Here is a 22,993-nt window from a genome sequence, read left to right as displayed (position 1 = left end):
AGCCGAGAAGTTTGGAGTGAGACCAAGTGCCATTTGCTATGCCTTAAAAAAAATGAAAGTTACCAGAAAAAAGAAGGAACTTCGTTATAGAGAAAGAAACCGAGAAGAAAGAATAAAATACTACAGAGTGCTGAGAGAATTGATTAAAATATATTGATAATAATCATACTTCAGTGGGGGCGATTCAAGGCTTTAACTGGCAAGATAGACCAGATTTGGCTAACGCGCCTTTGACCGTTTCTCATTTTCCTAATGTGGTGAACGGAGCAGCCGATACTCAAACTACTGGGAACAATTCCTGGAGAATAGTTACTTCCCGGTTTGTTTCTGGGGGGAATGACTTTCTCAGTGTCAATGGGCTTCCAGAAATAACAGGGGTAAATGGGGGACTTTTAATATTCGCCCAGAATTTCGTATTGGTGGAGCAATTCAATGGGTCCGCTGGTTTAACAGAGAATAGCCGAGCTAGTAATCACCACGGAAAATAAAGCTACCGAATTGGCAGGATATTTAGCTTGGAAGTTTGGATTACAGGCTAATTTACCCTGGAATCATCCTTTTAAAAACCAAGCACCTTAAAGTTAATCGCGATAGTTAAACAAAAATTTATGGTTTTTCTTTTAGTGTGTTTTATTCTCCCTTTAATTTTGTCCGAATAGCTAGTAAAAACCAAACTGCAATGATTTTTATTGCATCAGGGCTAATCAGTTCAATTGCCTTGTCGTTAATTCTCCCAGAAGAAAAGTTAGCGATGGCGTTGCCCGCTCCGGCTGCTTTGATTGGCGCCGGGTTAACTCAATGGTCAGCTACTAAGGAGGATAAGGGGTGAAGTGGAATTATTAAGGGGTATCTATGTTGACATCCTCACCGCCGGGGCCAGACGGTGATGACTGGCAGATCGAACAAACTTAATTAAACGACCGACCGCTGGGTTGACGCTTCACGGGATGCCGCTACCTTAGCGGTAGTCTTACGCTTTCCGACCCGTCCGTTTTGATTGTCCGAATGCCGGACGGCCACTTTGAACAAGTGGAAAAAATCTCATGTTCAACCTTATTTCCTAGAAAGTTTTACTGGTTCAAGGCCGAATTTGAATTCCTTTCTGAACGAAACCCCCTACTATCTGTGGTCAAGGTTCAGTTTTTAGCTTGGTTATCGGTTTTTCCATTGTAGCTTAAAGCCGTCCTAAAAGGACGGGGTTTTCAACCCAAATTTTCGATAAGAAATTATTCAATCAATCGATCGGGTGACATTCTAGGCTATGATTTCCCTGACTATAGTTATTTCTCTACATTAAGGAAAATCTACGATGACAACCTTTCCCATCGATTTGAGTGCCTATAAACCCATCAGTCTCGACCCCAGTAACCCCACCCTAACCGACGAGCAAAGAAGCGCCCTAAAAGCCAATATCCAACTCTGTCGCGATGCTATCATCTTTTTTACTGCCACGGGTGCGGCCCGGGGTGTGGGTGGTCACACCGGCGGCCCCTACGATACCGTCCCGGAAGTGGTGATTCTCGATGCTCTTTTCCGCAGTCAACCTAGTCAATTTGTACCAATTTTCTTCGATGAAGCGGGACACCGCGTCGGTACTCAATATCTCATGTCTGCGTTAGAAGGTTCTTTACCCCCAGAACAATTAATGCACTACCGCGAGGCTAATTCTAAACTCCCTGGACACCCGGAATTAGGATTAACCCCCGGCGTCAAATTTAGTTCTGGCCGTTTAGGACATATGTGGCCCTACGTTAACGGTGTCGCTTTAGCTAACCCAGGGAAAACCGTTTTTTGCTTAGGTTCCGATGGTTCTCAACAGGAAGGCAATGACGCGGAAGCTGCCCGTTTAGCTGTGGCTCAACACATCAATGTTAAGCTAATTATTGATGATAATGATGTGACGATTGCTGGTAATCCTTCCAAATATTTACCCGGTTATGATGTGGCTAAAACTCTCGCCGGTCATGGACTAAAAGTGTTAGTGGGAGATGGGGAAGATATCGATAGTTTGTATCGCAATATCTGTGAAGCAATTAATACTCCCGGCCCGATTGCGATTATTAATAAACGTCCCATGTGTCCCGGTATTGAAGGGTTAGAAGGTTCTAACCACGGTCATGATGTGATTTCTGTACCCTTGGCTTTGAAATATTTAGAGGCAAAAGGACACAGTGCCGCCGTGGAATATCTCAACAGTATTAAGAAGCCTTCTAATGACTATAAATTCCTCGGTTCTGGAGATAAATGGGGTTCTAACCGCAACGTTTTCGGCGAAGCAGTAGTCAGTCTTTTAGGCAAAATGAGCGAGGAAGAACGCAAGGCTAAGGTATTAGTAGTAGATAGCGATTTAGAGGGTTCCTGCGGCCTGAAAATTATCCACGATAAACATCCCGAAGTGTTTATTCCTTCCGGTATTATGGAACGGGGCAATCTTTCGGCAGCCGCTGGTTTTGGTATGGAAAAAGGTAAACAGGGAATTTTCGCCACCTTTGCCGCTTTTCTAGAAATGTGTATTTCTGAAATCACCATGGCCCGCTTGAATTATTCTAATCTTTTATGTCATTTTTCCCATTCTGGTATCGATGATATGGCGGATAATACCTGTCACTTTGGTTTGAATAATTTCTTTGCCGATAATGGACTGGATGACGGTTACGAAACCCGTCTTTATTTTCCGGCCGATGCTGCACAAATGACCGCTTGTGTCGAGGCAACTTTCCATCAACCCGGTTTACGTTTTATCTTCTCGACTCGTTCTAAAACTCCCAATATTCTTGATACTAAAGGTAATAATTTCTTTGGCGATGGTTATACCTTTGTCCCCGGAAAAGATGAAGCAATTCGAGAAGGCACTGCCGGTTATATCATCAGCTTTGGCGATGGTTTATACCGCGCTTTGGATGCAGTGGAACGTCTAAAACAAGAAGGTATTGACGTGGGTTTAATTAATAAACCGACTCTCAATGTAGTGGATGAAGAAATTATCGCTAAAGTTGGTAGTTCTCCCTTTGTTTTAGTGGTAGAAGCATTTAACCGTCGCACGGGTTTAGGTAGCCGTTATGGTTCTTGGTTACTCGAACGCGGTTTAACTCCTAAATACGCCTATATCGGTACTCACCATGAAGGTTGTGGCGGTTTATGGGAACAGTTCCCCCACCAAGGTATTGACCCAGTTGGTATCATTAGTAAAGTTAAATCTTTAATCGCTTAGAGAGTATTTTAGGGTTAGCTTTAATCAGTTATCAGTTATCAGTTATCAGTTATCAGTTATCAGTAATCAGTCAACAGTGAACATCTTTAATAATTAAGTAGGTAGGCGTTAAAAATTATCAGACACCCCCCTTATCAAGGTAGGGTTGATTCATGAATCAACCCTACTATCAATCAACCCTACTATCAATCAACCCTACTATCAATCAACCCTACTATCAATCAACCCTACTATCAATCAACCCTACCCTTATCAAGGGGGGCAGGGGGGATCGAACCTAAAATTCATTTTTAATTTAATTATAACCAGCTACTTAAGATTTTAGCTTGGTTGAGAGCTTGAACATTTGTACTAAAATTTCCAAGAAGCAGTTTAAATCCATTACAGCTGATAAACTTTAGCGGCTCAAATCGCACAGTTGAGGGGAAATCCCCCTTAACTAGGTACGGTAAGCCCCTAGGAGCCGACAAACCGGTCAATCTAGAATAATCTCTAGGGTATAAAAGTAATCTCTTATAGAAAATGCAGCCAACCAATCCACAACAATTTACAGAAAAAGCTTGGGAGGCAATCGTCAAAACGCCGGACATTGCCAAACAGAACAGCCAGCAACAAATAGAAAGCGAACATCTAATGAAAGCCCTTCTCGAACAGGAGGGATTAGCGGGCAGTGTCTTTAGTAAAGCTAATATTAGTCTAGCCCGTTTGCGGGATCGAACCGATGACTTTATCCGTCGTCAACCGAAAATCTCTAACCCTGGCGACTCGATTTATTTAGGTCGTAGCTTAGATAGTTTACTTGATCGAGCAGAAAATTATCGCCGAGAATTTGGAGATGACTTTATTTCGATCGAGCATTTAATTTTAGGTTACGCTAAAGATGATCGCTTCGGTAAAAATATTTTTCAAGAATTCGGACTTACCGAAAGCAAACTCAAAGAAATTATTCAACAAGTCAGAGGTAGTCAAAAAGTGACCGATCAGAATCCAGAAGGCAAATACGAAGCCCTAGAAAAATACGGACGGGATCTGACCCAATTGGCACGGGAAGGTAAATTAGACCCCGTAATTGGACGGGATGACGAAATCCGTCGCACCATTCAGATTCTCTCGCGTCGGACTAAAAATAACCCAGTTTTAATCGGGGAACCGGGAGTAGGAAAAACAGCCATTGTCGAAGGATTAGCCCAGCGGATTATTAACCGTGATGTGCCAGAATCTCTGTTAGATCGGACTCTTATTTCTCTCGATTTAGGTGGCTTAATTGCGGGAGCAAAATATCGCGGGGAATTTGAGGAAAGATTAAAAGCTGTCCTCAAGGAAGTCACCGATTCCCAAGGCAATATCATCATGTTTATTGACGAAATTCATACCGTTGTCGGTGCGGGAGCCACTCAAGGGGCAATGGATGCGGGCAATTTATTAAAACCGATGTTAGCCCGGGGTGAATTGCGTTGTATTGGGGCCACTACCCTCGATGAGTACCGCAAATATATCGAAAAAGATGCGGCGTTAGAAAGACGTTTTCAAGAGGTTTTAGTAGATGAACCAAATGTGGTCGATACTATTTCGATTCTTCGCGGTCTCAAAGAACGTTATGAGGTGCATCATGGGGTAAAAATTGCCGATAATGCTTTAGTAGCGGCGGCACTGCTTTCTAATCGTTATATTAGCGATCGCTTTTTGCCCGATAAGGCCATTGATTTAGTTGATGAAGCGGCGGCAAAATTGAAGATGGAAATCACCTCTAAACCCGAAGAACTCGATGAAATTGATCGCAAAATTCTTCAGCTAGAAATGGAAAAACTTTCCCTACAACGGGAATATGATCCAGCTTCGCGAGAACGGTTAGAAAAGTTAGAAAAAGAACTGGCTAACCTCAAGGAAGAACAATCGGGATTAAATGCCCAATGGCAAGGGGAAAAAGAGATTATCGATAAAGTTCGTGGGGTTAAAGAAGCGATTGAACAAGTTAATCTGGAAATTCAACAGGCCGAACGCGATTATGATTATAATCGCGCTGCGGAATTAAAGTTCGGAAAATTAACCGATCTGCAGCGGCAAATGTCCGCCCTAGAAACTCAATTGGCCGACAAACAAACCACTGGCAAAAGTTTATTAAGAGAAGAAGTTCTCGAATCGGATATCGCCGAAATTATCTCGAAATGGACGGGAATTCCTCTCAATAAATTAATCGAATCGGAAAAAGAAAAACTCCTCAATCTGGAAGAGGAATTACACGAAAGTGTCATCGGTCAAGAGGAAGCGGTCACAGCCGTAGCCGAAGCGATTCAACGTTCCCGCGCTGGTTTATCAGACCCCAACCGTCCCACGGCCAGCTTTATTTTCCTCGGTCCGACGGGTGTTGGTAAGACAGAATTGGCGAAAGCTTTAGCTCGCAATCTCTTTGACACGGAAGAGGCTCTAGTTCGCATCGATATGTCGGAATACATGGAAAAACACAGCGTTTCCCGTCTTATGGGTGCGCCTCCGGGATACGTCGGCTACGATGAAGGAGGACAATTAACCGAGGCAATCCGGCGTCGTCCCTACTCTGTCATCCTCTTTGATGAGATTGAAAAAGCCCATCCCGACGTTTTTAACGTTATGTTACAAATCCTTGACGATGGGCGCTTAACCGACTCTCAAGGTCATCTGGTTGATTTCAAAAATACCATAATTATTATGACCAGTAATATCGGTTCTCAATACATTTTAGACGTGGCCGGTGATGAGTCTCGTTATGAGGAAATGCAGGCGCGGGTGATGGAAGCAATGCGGAATAGTTTCCGTCCCGAATTCCTCAATCGTATCGATGAAACGATCATTTTCCATAGTTTACAAAAAGCGCAACTGCGATCGATTGTTAAACTACAGACAGCCAATCTCAGCGATCGCTTGATGGAACAAAAATTAGCCCTGAAACTTGCCGATATTGCCCTCGATTATCTAGCAGAAATTGGTTACGATCCAGTGTACGGTGCGCGACCCTTAAAACGGGCAGTACAAAGATATGTGGAAACTCCGATCGCTAAGGCAATTCTGCGCGGCGAATTCAAAGGGGGAGACACGATTTTTGTCGATGTGGCCGATGAAAGATTGACCTTTAAACGGTTGAAAAAATCCCTAAATTTTCCCCCCAATCACTCCAATGGTAGGCACTTTTTCAGGGAAAAAAAGTCTAAAAGCCTTATCCAACAAGGTTTTTAGATTTATTCAGCAAACCCTAAATAGTAAACTCAAAATCTTGAAAATATTATCCTGTAAATATCGGAATTGTCCTCTAAGATATAGTTTAATAGTTAACTTGTTGTCGGCTATTTATAACTGTGATTTAGGGATAGGTATAGCAACTTCTTAAAAGTTGTCAAACATTAATCTACAAGGAGAATTTATTCTCAATTATGAAAATTTAGATAGTTTTTGCCGCTTAAATAAAGAGGTTTTGATAACCAAATTAAGGCATATCTAAAGAGTTTTAAGTTAAAAGTAAAACTTCAGGTTTTTATTCATAACAAATCTACTAATTAACTAATTTTTTTGGGAAAATTAGTTAACCCGCCATTATAACATATAATTAATTTGCAAGAGTTCTAGTCACTGATAATTGCTGATTGTCGGTATTTCTGCAAATGTGAGATGCAGCCTGGGGAAATCTTTACCTAATCAGATTTTCACCCATCGGGATATACTTGATTGCTATAAAAGATGATAAAGTCCTAAAAAGTAGTAACTTTTTCTGGCAATTTGCCCTGTAGTTAAAACGAACAAAAGAGAGAAGTAAATTCTCTCTTTTGCTCATGAAAATTATGCCAATTTTTCGATAACCGAGGGGAAGTTATTCTATTTGTAATTGGCTCTCGTGTCTTTAACCGCTGCCCAAAAAAATAGGGCTGTTAGTGGCACACTTGCCGCTAGAATTAAGCCAGTGGTGGCATTGCCTAAATCCGGTTCTCCCGAACTAATTTCAAAGACACAACCCACACCAGCGATCGCTGCAATACAGGATAATAACAATAAAACGCCGCTTTTCGGGGTCATCTTCACTCCTCACCTAAATTAACTAATGCCTTTATTTTGTCACTTTCTCGACCGGTTTCACCGCTTGCACGGAAAAACCGTGTTTTTTTAATTCTTCATTGAGTGCCAAATCGTTATCTACTCTATCCACGAACATGACACCATTAAGATGGTCCATTTCGTGTTGAATTACCCGCGCTAGTAAACCGTTAGCTTGCAGTTTTCGCGGTTTCCCCTGTTCATCTTTATAACTCACTTCGAGCGCTTGGGGACGGATGACATCTAAAAACACATCGGGAATACTCAAACAACCCTCTTCCGCTTTGCACAATTCCGGACTATAACCGATAATTTGGGGATTAATCAGAATTAGGGGCGGATTTTCTGGTTTATCGGGTTCACAATCGATGACAATCAATTGTTTATTGACTGCCACTTGCGGAGCCGCTAACCCGATACCATTGGAACTATACATAGTTTGCAGCATTTCTCTGGCTAATTGGCGAATGCTGTCATCGACTTTAGCAATCCGCTTGGCCGGTTGACGCAAGACTCGATCGCCGAGATAATGCAGTTCTAAAGGGGGTTTTTCTAATTTGCGTTTTTCTACGGTAATAGTGGCGCTCATAAACTTAATTATCGATGGGATGCACAATTTTGATCTTAGTCACTGGCTCTGGGGCATTTCTCAGGAAAAGGGAGAAAAAAGCCCAGACTCTTCATAAAATTTTACACCGATCACAGACAGTTCGTCCATATCAGGGGGTGGGAATTATGAATTATGAATTATGAATTAGGAAATGGGGGAGTGGGGAAGTGGGGGAGTGGGGAGATTTTTCAGTTATCAGTAAGCAGTAATCAGTAATCAGTGGGGGAGTGGGGAGAGGGGAGAAAAAGCTGATTGTAACCAGCTACTTATTAGTAATTGGTATTCCTAACCATTGGCTCAATTCCGCTGCTAACCATTCAATTTCGGGTTGACTCAGATATTCTTTTGTTTTACTGCTAATAGTATATTCTTTAGTCCCCGCCCAAATAGTTAAAGCCATCGGTACATAAACTCGATCACCATCACCATCTTTGCTATGATAACTATCAGCTTTGACCAGTTTATTAATATGTTGTCTTGCCATTTTCTTTTTGCCCGGAAGTGTCAAACCCCAAATTCGCTGAATGGCCACAATTTCTTCCCTATCAATAGTGATAATTTCCTCCCCTTTGAGACAATAAATAATCTGGTAAAGCATTCCTAAACCCACAAACCAAAAAGGCAAGGAAAAGAGCAGAAAAAACCAACTCATCCACAGAGGAATAGAAATTGCTCCTCCTGTCCATACTAATAAAAAAGCGTTCCAACCGATGGCAAAAGCTCCAAGAAAAATTAATTTAGGGGTAAAACCTTCGGGAGGTAAAGATATTTTAATTTTCTCCTCGCTTTTTTGCAACTGTACCCGACTCCCTGCGGGTTTTTCAAGGTTCGAGGAAGTTAATTGCATTTCGTGGAGAGTATTTAAAGCTTGATTTGCTGCCTGTGCTGAAACAAACCTTTTTTCGAGACTAGGTTCAATTAACTGCCCTAACCAATGAACAAAAGCAGGGCTTAAATTAGCTAAATTATTTAATTGAATTTTGCCATCTTTTTGGGGTAAATCGGCGGGATGAATGCCTGTAGCTAGATAGATTAAAGTGGCTCCTAAACTGTATAAATCAGAAGCGGCAACGGTGCGACCACCAAATTGTTCGGGGGGCATATAACCGTAGGTTCCGACAATAGTTAAAGTGGCCTGTTCCTGTTGAGCAACACTCTGGACAGAACCAAAATCAATTAAATAAACATTACCGATACTATGACCCGATCGATCTTTTAGTAAAATATTACTAGGTTTCAAATCTCGATGGATAATTGGCGGGTTAAGTCCATGGAGATAAATTAAAATACCTAGGATAGATTTAGCTAATTCTTGTAGGTCTGCTTCACTAAATTTGCGACCAGTTTCTATCTGTTCCTTGAGAGATTTAGCCTCGATATAACTCTGAACAAGGGCAAAACCTTGATAGGTATCGGTGCGAACTTCAAAATAGTCGATATATTCAGGAATCGAGCGACAATCTAGATGTTTAAGAGTTTCTGCTTCCCGTTCAAAAAGTTTTAAATCTGTCCATTCAAAATCGGGACTGAAGATTAATAATTTGACGACAACAGTAGCGCCCGTTTTTAAATCTTGGGACAGAAACGTGCGTCTTCCGGTTTGTTTACCTAACTGACTTTGAATTTGGTATCGATCGCCTAAAATTTGCCCTGGCAGCATACAATATATTCCTAGTATAATCCTACTTCTAGGCTAATCGAGAAATTTCTCAACCGCAAGCTAAGAAAACGGAAGTTTGACCGAATCATCAAAACTTTAGCATCTCCCAGGATAACTGCGGTGAAATTCAATTATATCGCCCGTTTTTTGCTAATCTCTGGACTGAGGGATGTATTTTTTCAGGTTAAAAGAGAAAATAGGCATCAGAAAAGAAAATTGACCTCTCTCCGTCTGGGAAAATTCAGTACAAATGTTCAGGCTGTCAACTCCAGTGCTGCCATGCAGTCTGAAGGAGTAATTTAGATAGTCAACAGCTTAGGGTACAAGGGAGCAGTCAGTTTAATTCCCATCGAGGTGGAGTTTCCTGATATAGTTTTAAAAGCAGTCGGTTCAAGACAAAAAGACATGGTTACTAGGGGCGAACGAGGGGTAGAAGTGAGGAAAAACGAGAACTTTTCTCTGGCTTCCTATCTGGAGGAAAAGCGGTTGATTGTCGAGTCAGCTTTGGATAGCTCTTTAGTTATCGGCAATCCTGCCAAAATCTACGAGGCGATGCGCTATTCTCTCCTCGCCGGTGGCAAACGTCTGCGGCCGATTTTATGTCTGGCTACCTGTGAATTGATGGGGGGTTCCCTAGAGATGGCTTTACCCACCGCTTGCGCCCTAGAAATGATTCACACTATGTCATTAATTCATGACGATTTACCCGCCATGGATAACGATGATTACCGACGCGGGAAATTAACCAATCACAAGGTTTTTGGCGAAGATATCGCTATTTTAGCCGGGGATGGTCTCCTGGCCTACGCTTTCGAGTATGTGGTTACCCAGACTCGTAATGTACCTCCTGTACAGGTTTTAGAGGTAATTGCCCGTTTAGGTCGCACGGTCGGGGCAGCGGGTTTGGTGGGAGGTCAGGTTTTAGACTTGGAATCCGAAGGAAAACCCGATATTTCGGCGGAAACTCTCGGTTTTATCCATACTCAGAAAACTGGGGCCCTGTTGGAGACTTCTGTGGTGTCGGGGGCAGTTTTAGCGGGGGCAAAAGGGGAAGATATAGCTAAATTAGCCCGTTACGCTCAAAATATTGGCTTGGCTTTCCAAATTATCGATGATGTTCTCGATATCACGGCGACAAAGGAGGAATTGGGCAAAACCGCCGGTAAGGATCTACAGGCACAAAAAGCCACCTATCCTAGTCTCTGGGGGATAGAAGGGTCCCGCCAGCAAGCTCAACAGTTAATAGATAGTGCCATCAATGAATTGAGTGGCTACGATGAGGCCGCTGAACCTTTACGGGCCATCGCCGAGTATATTGTTAATCGTAAAAATTAAATTAAACGAATGAGATTATGCAGGACTTCGAGCAGGTGTTACACAATCAAATACTGCTAGTCTCTCTTTTAGCTTGTTTCACTGCCCAAGGACTAAAAGCGCTGATTGAGTTAATCCGCGATGGTAAGGTGAGTCTGCGCTATTTAGTCTCGTCGGGGGGAATGCCTAGCGCTCACTCGGCGCTGGTGGGGGCCTTGGCTACTGGGGTAGGATTACAGGTGGGTTGGTCTAGTCCCGAATTTGCGATTGCCGCGCTTTTTGCGGTTATTGTTATGTATGATGCGGCCGGAGTGCGTCAGGCAGCGGGAAAACAGGCCCGGATTCTCAATCAAATTATCGATGAAATGTTCCAGGAGGGCAAGGAATTTAACGAGGAACGTTTAAAGGAATTAATTGGTCATACTCCTTTTCAGGTGCTGGTCGGTTTAAGTTTAGGTATCGGTATCGCCATGGTGCTGCTCTGTCGTTAATTGAGGTGTTTTCTGGGGTTGAGATAAACTAGATTTAATAACTAAAATCCGGGGTAATCACTCATGTTACAATCCCTGAAAATTGAAGGCTTTCGCGGTTGTCTCTTCTCGTTTCTGTGTGGAAGGAAGAAGAATAGCAATAATTTTCTGGAAATATAGTCTGACCTCGTTGAAGGTTGTAAATTGTCAGGAAGCTGCCAAGGCTTATTTTGGCGAACCATTGCATTAAGAATGACTAAGATTTTCCGCACACAAGCAGTAAGAGCCAGTGTTTTTGATTTAGCGCGTCCGACTAGGCGTTCGTAAAAGGCTTTAATCACTGGATTATGTTGAGGAAGAATATCAAATTCGGCAATTTCGAGACAGTGATCCCCTGATCTCCCAGACTTTCACCGAATTAAATCTCACTGTCAATCAGATTTTCTTAAGTCTGTAGGGTGTGCATCGTCCACCTTACTCTTTTCGCTTTTTTCTTCAGCTTGAGGGGTTGATTTTGCCGATTAAAATCCGATCGCTTTGGCTCATTGTCAGCTGTAGAACATTTAGATTGGTCATTTAGGCAAGGGAACAGGGAACAGGAAAAGGGAGGCTCTCTCTCAACAAATTTGGCGGGCTATTCCCTTAGGTTGACACCAATGAACGCTTGCGCCCTCCCCTAGATAACCCTGCTTATCACCACAAGTACGCGATAGCCTAAATGTTAATTTTTATTAAATTGTCATGCAGAATACATTATAGGGGGGGTAGTGTGTATCGTTAATTAAAGGTCGCCTTTGGGGTTGGGTTACGTTGTCCCTCAACCCAACCTAATTGTCCAAAATAAAGATTTTTTGAGCTAAATTGATGTTTAATTTTGGTGGGTCAAGCAAAATACGATTTGATGGATTCTATTACTCTGAACCCTATGAAGAACACTTTGGGGAAGTAGATTTTCTGCGGTTTTACCGTGACGGTTCTTGCATTAAGCACTGGACTCAATCAAACGACATCGACTTCATCATGCAGTACATTGACGTACCAGCAGCTAGACATGGCCAGAACACTCTATCTGGATGGGCTGGAACATTCAGCGTTAATCAAGGAGACCTCTTTATAAACTTACTAGGCGGGTCCGGCGGTAAAGAATTTTATGAGGGTGTAATATTGCCAAATGGAGATCTAAAAACTAACTGGCAACTGACTCCTTCCAATCCTTCTTATGGGCCTCGCCGTCGTTACCAATTATATTTTTGGTTTCGTCCTCATCGTTTTTGGCAGCGATAGTGCGATCGCAGATTGTGTAGAGAGTTTGTCGGGTGGGCAATGCCTATTTTACATTCAAGGTAAAATAGAGCTAAGGAAGTTAGTAGAGAGAGAATGCTATTTTGCCAGCTATGAGCCAAACTTTACCTAAAACTGTTAATTTCGAGGAATTTGTCCGTTGGCTGCCTGAAAATTCGGGAGTGCGTTATGAGCTACACAAGGGAAATATTATTGAAATGGCACAACCCGCAGGAGAACACGAGGAAATCAAAGGATTTTTAACTGTTAAACTCAGTGGAATAATTGATAGACTAGGGCTTCCTTATTTAATTCCTAACCAAGCGATTGTCAGACCTGCTGGTAAAAATTCTGGTTATTTTCCTGATGTATTAGTGCTAAATCGAACCAAGCTCGCTCAGGAAAAATTATGGAAAAAAGAATCAATCCTTAGTGAGGGTGCATCTATCCCTCTGATCATTGAAGTGGTATCGACCAACTGGCGTGATGATTACTACTTAAAATTTGCTGATTATGAAGAAATGGGTATTCCTGAATATTGGATTGTCGATTATGCAGCCTTAGGTGGGCGTAATTTTCTTGGCACTCCTAAACAACCGACCATCTCTGTTTGTCGCTTAGTTGAGGAAGAATATCAAATTCGGCAATTTCGAGACAGTGATCGCCTAATTTCCCAGACTTTCACGGAATTAAATCTCACTGTCAATCAGATTTTCTTAAGTCTGTAGAGTGTGCATCGTCCGCCTTACTCTTTTCGCTTTTTTCTTCATCGCTTTGGCTCATTGTCAGCTGTAGAACATTTAGATTGGTCATTTAGGCAAGGGAACAGGGAACAGGAAAAGGGAGGCTCTCTCTCAACAAATTTGGCGGGCTATTCCCTTAAGTTGACACCAATGATCCTATGCGCCCATAATGTAATATAGATATTTCTACAAAATTGAGATGCACCCATTCAAGATTACCCTTCAATCCAAAGCAACGGAACTAAATCATCGACAAAGCAGGATAAATCCGCAAAATCATAAGGATATTGATTAGACATTCTCTTAAAATCATGTTCTGGGATTGTTCTCATTTTTACCCCAGCAAGTTTTTGAAAATTTGTTATTGATTTAATCTGTTTATAATTATCGGTAGGGGTGATAGAGATTATTACTCCATTACAAGCCATTTCCCAATGATTATTATAGGAACGATTCTGACGAGCTAGGGCTTTTTGTCCGCGACTGCCTATTTGAAAATCTTCTGGCCCCCTGATTCTTCCCCAAGGTTTTCTTCTAATCTTAAAACTGGTATTTATATTATTATTTTCTTGAATAAAATTTTTAATCTTTGCGGCTGTCCCTTTCGGAGAACAATCTGTCCAGTCATATTTCAAATGAATATGTGGTAGCTCTTGAGAAGTTTGTGGTTTAAACCCAATAATGATTAATCGTCGAGAAAATTCCCTGAGAAAATTTCGGAAGACTAACTCTGATGGTACAACTTGTGGAGATTTAACTTCTGTTCTATTTAGCAAAGGTTGAAAATGTTTAATTAGATATAGTTCAATTTCATTTAATTCTTCATTATTGCAAACTTGCCAAGCTATTCTTACAGGATAATCTTGATTAATTTCTTGTAATTGATATATACGATGGTGATTTTTCCAGCGAGTTAAAAGATTAACTGCTTGACCAATATAAAGAATTCTATTTTGAGAATCGATAGCAAAATATATGGCCGAACAATCAGGAAGTTGATTTAAATTATCTAGTTCTACTGAAGACATTGCCAAAGGATCGAGCAGCATAAACCTAGTCTTATTTTATTTTCAAGATAATAATTTTCTGTAATTGCTATCAATTATAACTCATTGTTGGCTTAATTTTTTTAGGTAAGGGTTTTAAAATTGCCGTAACCTTTATCCTGTATGCTTTTTAGCGAATAAGGTAAGCAGAACAGTGGCGATTCCTTAACCTCAAAATGGTCTTTTTGTACTAACAAATATGCGGGTAGAACGCTCAATGCTTTTGCTAGACTGCATTTGAGACAATTTATCAAATTTTCGTTTCCAGAAATAAGCGAAGGGTGAGTGATAAAATTCATGTCAGCGAAGAAGTCCGTCAAGCTGTGGAAGAAGAAGGAGTCTAAGATAGTTTATTTACATCCTTACTCTCTCGACTTTACCTCGATTGAAAACTATTGAAAACTTTTGCCCAAAAATCAAGTCTATCTTGGGAAAATTACAACCGAAAAATTATCGAGACTTAGACAAGGCTCTCGAAGAAGCTTTTAAGGCAGTCTCCAAGAAAGACACCCGTAATTGCTGCAATCACTGTTGTGATTATACCTCATCTGTCCGAGAAAAACTGTAAGTATTTATAAAGTAAAATTTAAAATAAATAATGTCGTGGGTTGGTAGAGCTAAAATACTATATAAGATTTAAGGGAGTGTGGACGGAATTATTCTAATCCCGATACCTGACAGTACTCCACCGGGAAGTAACTATTTTTTAGAGCCAGAAAATATAATGAGAGAAATTTGGGGATCCCTATTTATTTTTTTAGTCTGTCCCATCATCGGGGGACTGCCTCTGATCGATTGGATAAATTATCTCGTAACTGGACGTAAATTATCCCAATTAGGGACCGGTAATATCGGTGTAACTGCCGCTTTTTACCATGGGGGTAAATTGGTGGGAATTTTGGCGGTAATTTCGGAAGCAGCCAAGGGAATTATCGTTATTTTCCTAACCCGTTTCTTTTTTCCCACTGGCTCTTCTTGGGAATTATTAGCTTTAATTGCCTTAGTCGTGGGGCGCTATTGGTTAGGAAAAGGTGCGGGAACGACTAATGTTTTCTGGGGATTAATCGTTCACGATTTTGTCGCTGTTTTTCTCACCTCAATCATTAGTGGGATTAGCTTTACTATTTTTCGAGAAAAATCTACGGGTAGATTGGTAGGATTATTTTTATTAGCTTTAATTCTCACCTTGCGCCGTCCCCACGATTCAGGTTATATTATAACTGCCATTGCTTTAGCCTGTTTATTAGGGGCAATTTTTCAAAAAATCGCCGACGATTTAGACTTACCTGAAGCAAGTGTTAACAATGAATCAAAAACTATGTTTCGTTTTTTTCGTGGAGATCGATCGATCCAAACTCTTGATGACAATCTGGCAGCTTCAAAAGTGGGACAAAAGGCCGCCACTTTAGCCGATCTTAAGCGTGCCGGTTATCCCATTCCTAGGGGTTGGATTTTACCACCAGGAGATGATCCACAACCCTTAATAGAATCTCTTCATCCTGATATTAATCATCCCTTAGTCGTGCGATCTTCCGCTATTGGAGAAGATAGTGAAACCGCTTCATCTGCGGGACAATATACTACAATTCTTAACGTCATTGATCGAGAAAATTTAGCGGCGGCGATTTTAAGTTGCCAAACCTCCTATAATAGTCCTAATGCTGTTAATTATCGACTCGATCGAGGTCAAGAAAACACGGCCATGGCTGTGTTAATTCAAGAACAAATTCGAGGAGTTTTTTCGGGGGTTGCCTTCAGTCGCGATCCGATTAATCCTCTCAGTTTAGATGTAGTTATTGAAGCTTTACCCGGAGATGCTACCAGAGTTGTATCGGGAAGAATCACCCCCGAAAGTTATCGAGTTAATTTAGAAGAAAATATTATCATCGGAGCGGGAGATATTCCCCCTGCTATTATTCAACAGGTAGCTAATCTTTGTCGGCAATTAGAAAACCTTGATCATGGCATTCCCCAAGATATAGAATGGACTCATGACGGACAAAAATTATGGTTATTACAGTGCCGTCCTATCACTAATTTACAGCCAATTTGGACAAGAAAAATCGCTGCTGAAGTTATCCCCGGTGTGATTCGTCCTTTGCCTTGGTCAATTAATCGTCCTTTAACCTGTGGAGTTTGGGGAGATATTTTTCGGTTAGTTTTAGACAAAAAAGCCCTCGATTTGGACTTCAATGAAACGGCGACTTTACACTATCAAAGAGCCTATTTTAATGCTTCTTTGTTAGGAACAATTTTCCGTCGCATGGGATTACCTCCAGAAAGCTTAGAATTCCTGACCAAAGGGGCAAAGTTTACCAAACCACCTTTAACGGCAACCTTGGCTAATTCCCCTGGTTTATTAAAACTTTTAGGACGGGAATTACAGTTAGAAAAAGACTTTAGCCAAGATCAAGAAAACTATTTTATCCCGACGCTCAAAAAAATTAACGCTACTTCCCCAGAAGCTTTATCTTCAGGGGAGATTTTAGAGCAAATTGAGGAGATTTTAACCGTCTTAAAAAAAGCTACCTATTATAGTATTCTTGCCCCTCTTAGCTTCGCCTTGCGTCGCAGTATTTCCCGAGTACCTTTTGAGAAATTGGATAACTCCCAAGCACCAGAAATAGCCTCGATGCGATCGCTATCTGAACTGAGAAAAAATACGATCAATCGAGATTTTGACTCGGCTTTTTCCCTCTGGTTAGAAACCTACGGTTATTTAAGCGAAGTGGGGACCGATATTTCCATACCGAGATGGCGAGAAAATCCCCAATATCTGCTACAACTACCCTTAGATAGTCCGGGCAATAATAGCCATAAAAAAGTTAAATCTTCCCACAATGTCCAAAAAAGATTAAATATCAAAAACCAAGTTACTGAAATTTACTCCCGTCTTTTAGCTCACCTACGCTGGCATTTTCTCGCTTTAGAAACCCTCTGGTTACAGCAGCAAATATTATCGGAGACGGGAGATATATTTTATCTAAATTACTCAGAAGTTATCCAGTTAGGTCAGAATAATAAAATCGCCAATCTTAAGCAAATTATCCGTCAGCGTCGCCAACAATTCCAAGAAAACTCCCAATTAACCGATATTCCCTATATCGTTTATGGACAACCCCCGAAAAAAGAATTTTTAGTCTCAAATTTAACTGCCAAAAAACGCTTACAGGGAATTGCCGCTAGTGGGGGGACAGTGGAGGGACGAGTCAAAATTATGCCCAGCTTACAAAATCTAGAAATTTCCCCTAATACTATTCTCGTTATTCCCTATACTGACTCAGGATGGTCCCCTTTATTATCCCGGGCTGTGGGCATTATTGCCGAGGTGGGGGGACAATTATCCCATGGTGCTATTATTGCCAGAGAATACGGAATTCCGGCGGTTATGGATGTGCATAATGCCATGAAATTGTTAAAAGATGGTCAATTAATTCGTCTCGATGGCACTCAAGGAATTATTGAAATTCTCTAGGCATTAGGGGACAGGGTGTGGGGTGTGGGGTGTGGGGTGTGGGGTGTGGGAATTATGAATTATGAATTATGAATTATGAATTGGGGGAGACCACTTCGTGCGCGTTGCGGGGGGAAGTGGGGAAATTGAACTAAAACCCCAAAACCCCAAAACCCCAAAACCCCAACACCTAAAACCTATCTCCCGACTTCTGAATACTGACTCGGAGACTCCTATCTCCTGAATACTGACTCCTAACGCAATGTTGGTCAAAGATAAGCAAAAATTATCTATTGACTCTACAAACTTGAGAATATTTAAATTAACATTCCGCAATATTTACAAATTCTTAAAAATTAATTGAGAAAGATTTTTATTTAACAACGATGTTATGCTGGTTACAGCGATTTTACTGAATTTCATAATGGGGCATTATATGCTTTTTTGGGCAGCAACGGTTGAAACCCTTGCCACACCTAGAAGGTAATCCTAACTAAGACAGGTAAATGAGTCAATTTTACCCACAACGATGATCTTTTTTTTGTGTAGTTTTATTGCAAAAAAAAAGTTTTTTTGACAAAAAGCACAAAGTATGCGTTATGAAGTGGGGTAATGGGAATTATGAATTATGAATTATGAATTATGAATTACGAATTGGGGAGGTGGGGAAGTGGGGTAGTTCGGAAGTTATCTGCTATTTTCCAATAAAAACCTTCTTTCTGCCCGAACAATTGCCTCTCTAGTGGCTAAAACTGCCTCCCTATCCACCGAAAGAGAAGTCACACCCCAAGCAATCAGATCATCGATAAGTTCGGGATACTGGACGATAGCCATGCCGCAAACGGAACAGGGAATCTGTAAAAGTTTTGCCTGAGTAATAATTTGTTTTAAAGCTGCCCTGACTGCGGGATGACGGGCGTTAAAATATTCTGAGAAATGTTCTCGATCGCTACCTAAAAGTAATTGAGTTAAATCATTAGTACCAATAGCGATCAATTGTACGCCCGCTTGCACATAATCCCTCAATTGAAAGATTACCCCCGGTACTTCCACCATTATCCCCAATTGGAAAGAAGGGACTTGAGTGAGTAAAGCTGATTGTACCCGTTGCCGGCAGAAAATAAATTCCTCAACCCCGCGGACAAAGGGAAGCAGTAAATTAATATTGGTGGCGCCGGTGGTTTGTACCCGTCGTAAAGCTTGCAATTCTAGATCGAATAGAGTCGGATCTAATATATAACCATGGGTTCCCCGACTGTCTTTAGCCGAATCTTGAGCATCAAAAGAACGGTAAAATAAAGGCTTAGGCTGGATACTAAGGGCAAATTGTGCGATTAAATCACTTAATCTCTCGATCAATGCTTCTTGATGCTCTGGTGTTAACCATTCTTCTAGATTGCGCTGAGAAAGTAACTCTAGAATCATCCATTCTGAGCGCAATAAACCGATCCCATCAATAGGCAGTTCTCGGATTCCGGCAATACTTTCAGTTTGACTGAGATTAACCATCAAACGGGTAGCAATTGCCGTGCCGTCAGTTTCTCTGGGGGGTGCTGGGGGTAAGGAAATCTCTTCCTGAGATGCTAGAGAAATAATTCCCCTCGTACCATCTACTAAAATTATCTCGCCTGAGCGGATAATTTCCGTGGCATTTTTCACCCCGACAATGGCAGGAATGGCTAATTCCCGGGCTAAAATGGCTCCATGGCTAGTTAATCCCCCCTGTTCCGTGATCATTGCTCGAATTTGGCGTAAATGGGGCAGTTTTTTCGGAGGTAAATTAGTAGTAACCAGAATGCAATCCTGAAAATTTGCCTCTGGGGAGTCGAAATTGCTGATCACTTTTGCCACTCCCGATGCCAAACCTGGGGATGCCCCTAATCCTCTTAAGGGATAATTGGAGGTAGTAGGGGTGATTTCCTGACTGTGACAGTTGAGAATATAAATTTGACCATCCAGCATCATCAGCCATTCTATGCTGGTTAACGTCGGTTTTTCCGCCAGTAGAGATTGAACCAGTTGACAAAGGCGATCGAGGGCGAAATTATCTAAACAGTAGCCTTCCTGTAAACTGGGTGCTAATAATTGTGCCGCAAGCAGATTACTGTCACTATTGAGATAATAAGCGCGGGATTTATTGCCTAATTGCCGACTGCGTAATTGACCGGAGCGATCGATAATATAGGTATCCGGTGCCACTTCTCCATTAACTAAACTGTGTCCTAACCCCCAAACTGCCTGAATTTGCCAGTTATCGTCATTAATCAACACATTTCCCGCACAATTGGCTGGTAATAACGGTTGTACCAGTAAAGATAATTGAATTTTTTCTAAACCAATTCCCATTTTTCGCCAATAAAATAGACTTTTGGCGTTGAATAACTCCGCCCAAGCTTGTTTTAGGGCATTTTCTAGATTATCTGCTTTAATTCCACTGATTGGGGCGGAAAATAAACCGAGAGTTCGCCGAGCCAGATTAGCTGGCAGGGAAAAGCGCCATACTAGGGTATCCATGGATAATTGTGCCACGGCCGCCCCTAGTTCTTCTAACCAGAGAGGAGGAATTTCCGCTTGTAAAATGGCGCGGCGACTCTCTTTGGCGACTAATTGCAGAGCTTTTGCGTTATCTACGTCTAAATAGAGGGAAGATTGCGGAAAATCAGTCAGAAACGAGTCAGCATTGTTGATAGTTTCCAAAAATTCCGCAAAAATGCGGTTAAAAATGGCAAATCCCCCGATAATTGGGTATCCTCGCTGGTGTAATTCACTGGCAATAAAAGCTTTTTCCCCCACCAGGGGGCGATCAGAAGCACTAATGCGATCGAGCCAGCAGAGAATGGTCACGGGATTTGTTAAGAATGGTGAAAGGATTCTAAAATAATCTAGGTGATTTTTGTAACTCTTTACTTCTACCTGCCAGTTTAACTCACCGTCACTATCTTGAGGATGATCTGGGGAGTGGGAATTATGAATGTATGAATTATGAATTATGAAGTGGGGAGATGGGAGAATAATAAAAGCAATCTCCTGACTACTGACTCCTATCTCCTGATTACTGACTCCTATCTCCTTAGCTGATAAGATAGGATTCGGACAATATTCGATCGCTGCGAGAAATTCATGGACACACCTGCGAAAGTTTTGTTAGTGGATGACGAACCGGGGGTTCGTGAATCTGTGCAAGCATATCTACAGTACGGGGATGACTTCGAGGTAAGAACTGCTAGTAATGCTAACGAAGCCTGGGATTTACTTAATCAAGAAATCCCAGAATTAGTCATCTCCGATATTATGATGCCGCAGGTGGATGGCTATCAGTTTCTCAAGAAATTGCGCGAAGATGCTCGTTTTCAGACAATTCCCGTGGTTTTTCTCACCGCTAGGGGGATGACAAGCGATCGCATTCAGGGTTATAATGCCGGTTGTGATGCTTATTTATCCAAGCCTTTCGATCCCGAAGAATTAGAAGCATTAATCAAGTCTTTAATCGAGCGCCGTCGTCAATCCTTGCAAGCCACCAGCGAAAACGCTAGATTAGAAGAAATTGCCCGAGATATCCGGGAATTAAAACAGCAGGTGGGACAACAGAACACTTTTACTACTACTCCCCCCCCGATTAAAATTGATCTTACCCCCCGGGAACAAAGTGTTTTAGATCTAGTAGCGGAGGGATTGATGAATAAAGAAATTGCCAGTCGTCTAGAAACCAGCGTCAGAAACGTAGAAAAATACGTCAGTCGCTTATTTAGCAAGACTGGTACTAATAGTCGCACGGAATTGGTACGTTTTGCCCTAAAACACGGTTTAACCAGTTAATATAGCAGCTAAGGACAAAGTAGCAGATGGGAGTAGTTTATTAACTGACGATGACAGGCAACTGAATTAGCGATGGCAAAAAAACTTAAATATATGTCACGGCAAACCGTGCCTTTGAGGATAGCGTTATCCTGTTGAATTTATCCGAGAATTACTTAGTTCTGGCCTGACTATTGCCGACATTTTAGCCCACTACGATGATAGCGAAAAAACTTTCTGTCCTTTGTGTCTTTGTGGTTTTTCATATCAGTAATTTTACCCAGAATGCCATGCACGTCATCAGCTATCGAAGACTAGGAGACTTTAGGAATAAACAGGCTGATTCCCGAATAGGTTGAGAGAATTGGGATAATTAAACTTCTTTAACTAATACTCCATTCAGAAAAATTTCGGCAATACCTTCGGCCATTTCTTGTAAAGCGAAGGGGGAAGCATTACTATCTAAAATAGTTTCACTGGAAAAACCAGCAATTGCGAACATTCCTAGAAAAACCTGCGCCACAATTTTCGGATTCATGGGACGATAGATACCACGATCAATCGCTGTTTGAAAAAAAGCCTCGGCCACATCGGTCATTTTAGCAATTACCTCCGATTGGATTCGCTCTTTTAATTCGGGGTGAAATTGGGCCTCTATAAAACAAACTCGCAATAAATCGCTATTTTCTCGCATTCTCAACACCCTACGCCGCATCACCTGCGCTACCGCTTTATAACTGCCCATTTCGCTCAATTCCGTCAGCAAGTCGGTGAGAATATCCACCCATCCCCTAGTGGCCACTTCAATTAAAATCGCCTTTTTGTTGGGAAAATAACGAAATAAAGTTCCTTCTGCCACATTTGCGCTTCCTGCTAGGTCTTTGGTCGTGGTTCCTTCATAACCCTTAGCGGCAAATAAACGTAAAGCGGCCTGTAGAATACGACTACGGGTATCTTCTTCCCCAGAATTGGTCTCAGTTAGGGAACGTTGAAAAAGACTTTGCATGATCATTGACAGCTAGAAGGGGATAGAGCCATTGTCATCGATCAAGTTAGGTGTTTACTCAAATGCTTCATAAAATTTTGAGTAATTGGGATTAGAGATTGTTCGGTTATCGTTCCCCAGACTTCCCCAGAAATCAAGCTAGAAGCTTGTCCACCTAGCTAAAATCTTAATGAGTTTCATACGGTCGCTGTGCAAGCGGATAGTTAGACCGTAGCTCACCCCTTTTTATACCTGAACTTCCCCCCATACATATATACTATAATAGCCGAAAACCCTTATCCATCAATGGATGTAACCCCTTAACTTTTCTTAATGTACCCATGTAATTTGTAACATTTCTTAAT

13 protein-coding genes and 6 pseudogenes are annotated in these 22,993 nt (G+C 41.6%); 12 read left to right on the top strand and 7 right to left on the bottom strand.

The annotated features are described in order from the left end of the window. The 4 genes and pseudogenes from LW728_RS20295 to LW728_RS20280 all read left to right on the top strand — a co-directional run. Positions 1 to 154: pseudogene (locus LW728_RS20295) on the top strand (IS630 transposase-related protein); the annotation flags it as partial. A 1,155-nt stretch (positions 155 to 1,309) separates the two neighbouring features. Continuing rightward, positions 1,310 to 3,211: a thiamine pyrophosphate-binding protein gene (locus tag LW728_RS20290; RefSeq protein ID WP_002801285.1), complete on the top strand. Its 1,902-nt coding sequence runs from the start codon at positions 1,310 to 1,312 to the stop codon at positions 3,209 to 3,211. Positions 3,212 to 3,733: 522 nt separating this feature from the next. Beyond that, positions 3,734 to 6,328 (top strand): annotated as a pseudogene (gene clpB / locus LW728_RS20285) (ATP-dependent chaperone ClpB); the annotation flags it as partial. A 55-nt stretch (positions 6,329 to 6,383) separates the two neighbouring features. Next, positions 6,384 to 6,572, top strand: a pseudogene (locus tag LW728_RS20280) (IS5/IS1182 family transposase); the annotation flags it as partial. Positions 6,573 to 7,054: 482 nt separating this feature from the next. On the opposite strand, the gene LW728_RS20275 reads toward LW728_RS20280, so the two are convergent. The 3 genes from LW728_RS20275 to LW728_RS20265 form a co-directional block, all read right to left on the bottom strand. Then, complete coding sequence (locus LW728_RS20275) at positions 7,055 to 7,252, bottom strand: hypothetical protein (RefSeq protein WP_002801303.1); 198 nt, start codon at positions 7,250 to 7,252, stop codon at positions 7,055 to 7,057. Between the two features lie 31 nt (positions 7,253 to 7,283). Further along, positions 7,284 to 7,859: a peptide deformylase gene (gene def, locus LW728_RS20270; RefSeq protein ID WP_002801305.1), complete on the bottom strand. Its 576-nt coding sequence runs from the start codon at positions 7,857 to 7,859 to the stop codon at positions 7,284 to 7,286. Positions 7,860 to 8,142: 283 nt separating this feature from the next. Then, on the bottom strand, positions 8,143 to 9,540 hold the full coding sequence (locus tag LW728_RS20265) for a serine/threonine protein kinase (protein WP_287767921.1): 1,398 nt from the start codon (positions 9,538 to 9,540) through the stop codon (positions 8,143 to 8,145). A 405-nt stretch (positions 9,541 to 9,945) separates the two neighbouring features. Between LW728_RS20265 and crtE the strand changes: the two genes are divergently transcribed. Both crtE and LW728_RS20255 read left to right on the top strand, forming a co-directional pair. Beyond that, positions 9,946 to 10,875, top strand: a complete 930-nt coding sequence (gene crtE, locus LW728_RS20260) for a geranylgeranyl diphosphate synthase CrtE (RefSeq protein ID WP_043997759.1) — start codon at positions 9,946 to 9,948, stop codon at positions 10,873 to 10,875. 17 nt (positions 10,876 to 10,892) lie between these two features. Beyond that, positions 10,893 to 11,345: a divergent PAP2 family protein gene (locus LW728_RS20255; protein WP_004163729.1), complete on the top strand. Its 453-nt coding sequence runs from the start codon at positions 10,893 to 10,895 to the stop codon at positions 11,343 to 11,345. A 197-nt stretch (positions 11,346 to 11,542) separates the two neighbouring features. On the opposite strand, the pseudogene LW728_RS20250 reads toward LW728_RS20255, so the two are convergent. Further along, positions 11,543 to 11,671: pseudogene (locus LW728_RS20250) on the bottom strand (IS110 family transposase); the annotation flags it as partial. 2 nt (positions 11,672 to 11,673) lie between these two features. On the opposite strand from LW728_RS20250, the pseudogene LW728_RS20245 reads away from it, so the two are divergent. From LW728_RS20245 to LW728_RS20235, 3 genes and pseudogenes are all read left to right on the top strand, one after another. Next, positions 11,674 to 11,781: pseudogene (locus LW728_RS20245) on the top strand (Uma2 family endonuclease); the annotation flags it as partial. Positions 11,782 to 12,543: 762 nt separating this feature from the next. Beyond that, positions 12,544 to 12,738 carry a hypothetical protein gene (locus LW728_RS20240; RefSeq protein ID WP_287767918.1) on the top strand — a complete coding sequence of 65 codons (195 nt, stop codon included), beginning with the start codon at positions 12,544 to 12,546 and terminating at the stop codon, positions 12,736 to 12,738. Further along, positions 12,719 to 13,333 (top strand): Uma2 family endonuclease, encoded by a 615-nt coding sequence (locus LW728_RS20235; protein WP_287670082.1) that lies wholly within the window; start codon positions 12,719 to 12,721, stop codon positions 13,331 to 13,333. Before LW728_RS20240 ends, LW728_RS20235 begins: the two co-directional genes overlap by 20 nt. Before the next feature lie 230 nt (positions 13,334 to 13,563). Here LW728_RS20235 and LW728_RS20230 read toward each other — a convergent pair whose 3' ends face one another. Beyond that, positions 13,564 to 14,397 carry a GIY-YIG nuclease family protein gene (locus LW728_RS20230; RefSeq protein WP_287767916.1) on the bottom strand — a complete coding sequence of 278 codons (834 nt, stop codon included), beginning with the start codon at positions 14,395 to 14,397 and terminating at the stop codon, positions 13,564 to 13,566. A 721-nt stretch (positions 14,398 to 15,118) separates the two neighbouring features. Between LW728_RS20230 and LW728_RS20225 the strand changes: the two genes are divergently transcribed. Next, positions 15,119 to 17,869: a glycerol-3-phosphate acyltransferase gene (locus tag LW728_RS20225; protein ID WP_287670086.1), complete on the top strand. Its 2,751-nt coding sequence runs from the start codon at positions 15,119 to 15,121 to the stop codon at positions 17,867 to 17,869. 666 nt (positions 17,870 to 18,535) lie between these two features. On the opposite strand, the gene LW728_RS20220 is transcribed toward LW728_RS20225, so the two are convergent. Further along, complete coding sequence (locus LW728_RS20220; protein WP_287670088.1) at positions 18,536 to 20,692, bottom strand: putative PEP-binding protein; 2,157 nt, start codon at positions 20,690 to 20,692, stop codon at positions 18,536 to 18,538. A 276-nt stretch (positions 20,693 to 20,968) separates the two neighbouring features. On the opposite strand from LW728_RS20220, the gene LW728_RS20215 reads away from it, so the two are divergent. Both LW728_RS20215 and LW728_RS23295 read left to right on the top strand, forming a co-directional pair. Then, positions 20,969 to 21,664 carry a response regulator transcription factor gene (locus LW728_RS20215; protein ID WP_002795661.1) on the top strand — a complete coding sequence of 232 codons (696 nt, stop codon included), beginning with the start codon at positions 20,969 to 20,971 and terminating at the stop codon, positions 21,662 to 21,664. A gap of 136 nt (positions 21,665 to 21,800) precedes the next feature. Then, positions 21,801 to 21,917, top strand: a pseudogene (locus tag LW728_RS23295) (hypothetical protein); the annotation flags it as partial. A 99-nt stretch (positions 21,918 to 22,016) separates the two neighbouring features. On the opposite strand, the gene LW728_RS20210 reads toward LW728_RS23295, so the two are convergent. Continuing rightward, positions 22,017 to 22,649, bottom strand: a complete 633-nt coding sequence (locus tag LW728_RS20210) for a TetR/AcrR family transcriptional regulator (RefSeq protein ID WP_287767914.1) — start codon at positions 22,647 to 22,649, stop codon at positions 22,017 to 22,019. Between the last annotated feature and the right edge of the window lie 344 nt (positions 22,650 to 22,993).

The organism is Microcystis sp. 49638_E5 (assembly GCF_021300285.1).
In the GTDB taxonomy this organism is placed as follows: Bacteria; Cyanobacteriota; Cyanobacteriia; order Cyanobacteriales; family Microcystaceae; genus Microcystis; species Microcystis aeruginosa_C.
This window is presented reverse-complemented; position numbering and strand designations above follow the sequence as displayed.

Excerpts from the sequence above, each read along its gene's own strand:
- LW728_RS20255 (WP_004163729.1), top strand. The coding sequence starts at position 10,893 with ATGCAGGACTTCGAGCAGGTGTTACACAATCAAATACTGCTAGTCTCT.
- LW728_RS20290 (WP_002801285.1), top strand. The coding sequence starts at position 1,310 with ATGACAACCTTTCCCATCGATTTGAGTGCCTATAAACCCATCAGTCTC.
- crtE (WP_043997759.1), top strand. The coding sequence starts at position 9,946 with ATGGTTACTAGGGGCGAACGAGGGGTAGAAGTGAGGAAAAACGAGAAC.
- LW728_RS20225 (WP_287670086.1), top strand. The coding sequence starts at position 15,119 with ATGAGAGAAATTTGGGGATCCCTATTTATTTTTTTAGTCTGTCCCATC.
- LW728_RS20240 (WP_287767918.1), top strand. The coding sequence starts at position 12,544 with ATGGGCCTCGCCGTCGTTACCAATTATATTTTTGGTTTCGTCCTCATC.
- LW728_RS20275 (WP_002801303.1), bottom strand. The coding sequence starts at position 7,252 with ATGACCCCGAAAAGCGGCGTTTTATTGTTATTATCCTGTATTGCAGCG.
- LW728_RS20210 (WP_287767914.1), bottom strand. The coding sequence starts at position 22,649 with ATGCAAAGTCTTTTTCAACGTTCCCTAACTGAGACCAATTCTGGGGAA.
- LW728_RS20230 (WP_287767916.1), bottom strand. The coding sequence starts at position 14,397 with ATGCTGCTCGATCCTTTGGCAATGTCTTCAGTAGAACTAGATAATTTA.
- LW728_RS20235 (WP_287670082.1), top strand. The coding sequence starts at position 12,719 with ATGAGCCAAACTTTACCTAAAACTGTTAATTTCGAGGAATTTGTCCGT.
- def (WP_002801305.1), bottom strand. The coding sequence starts at position 7,859 with ATGAGCGCCACTATTACCGTAGAAAAACGCAAATTAGAAAAACCCCCT.
- LW728_RS20215 (WP_002795661.1), top strand. The coding sequence starts at position 20,969 with ATGGACACACCTGCGAAAGTTTTGTTAGTGGATGACGAACCGGGGGTT.
- LW728_RS20265 (WP_287767921.1), bottom strand. The coding sequence starts at position 9,540 with ATGCTGCCAGGGCAAATTTTAGGCGATCGATACCAAATTCAAAGTCAG.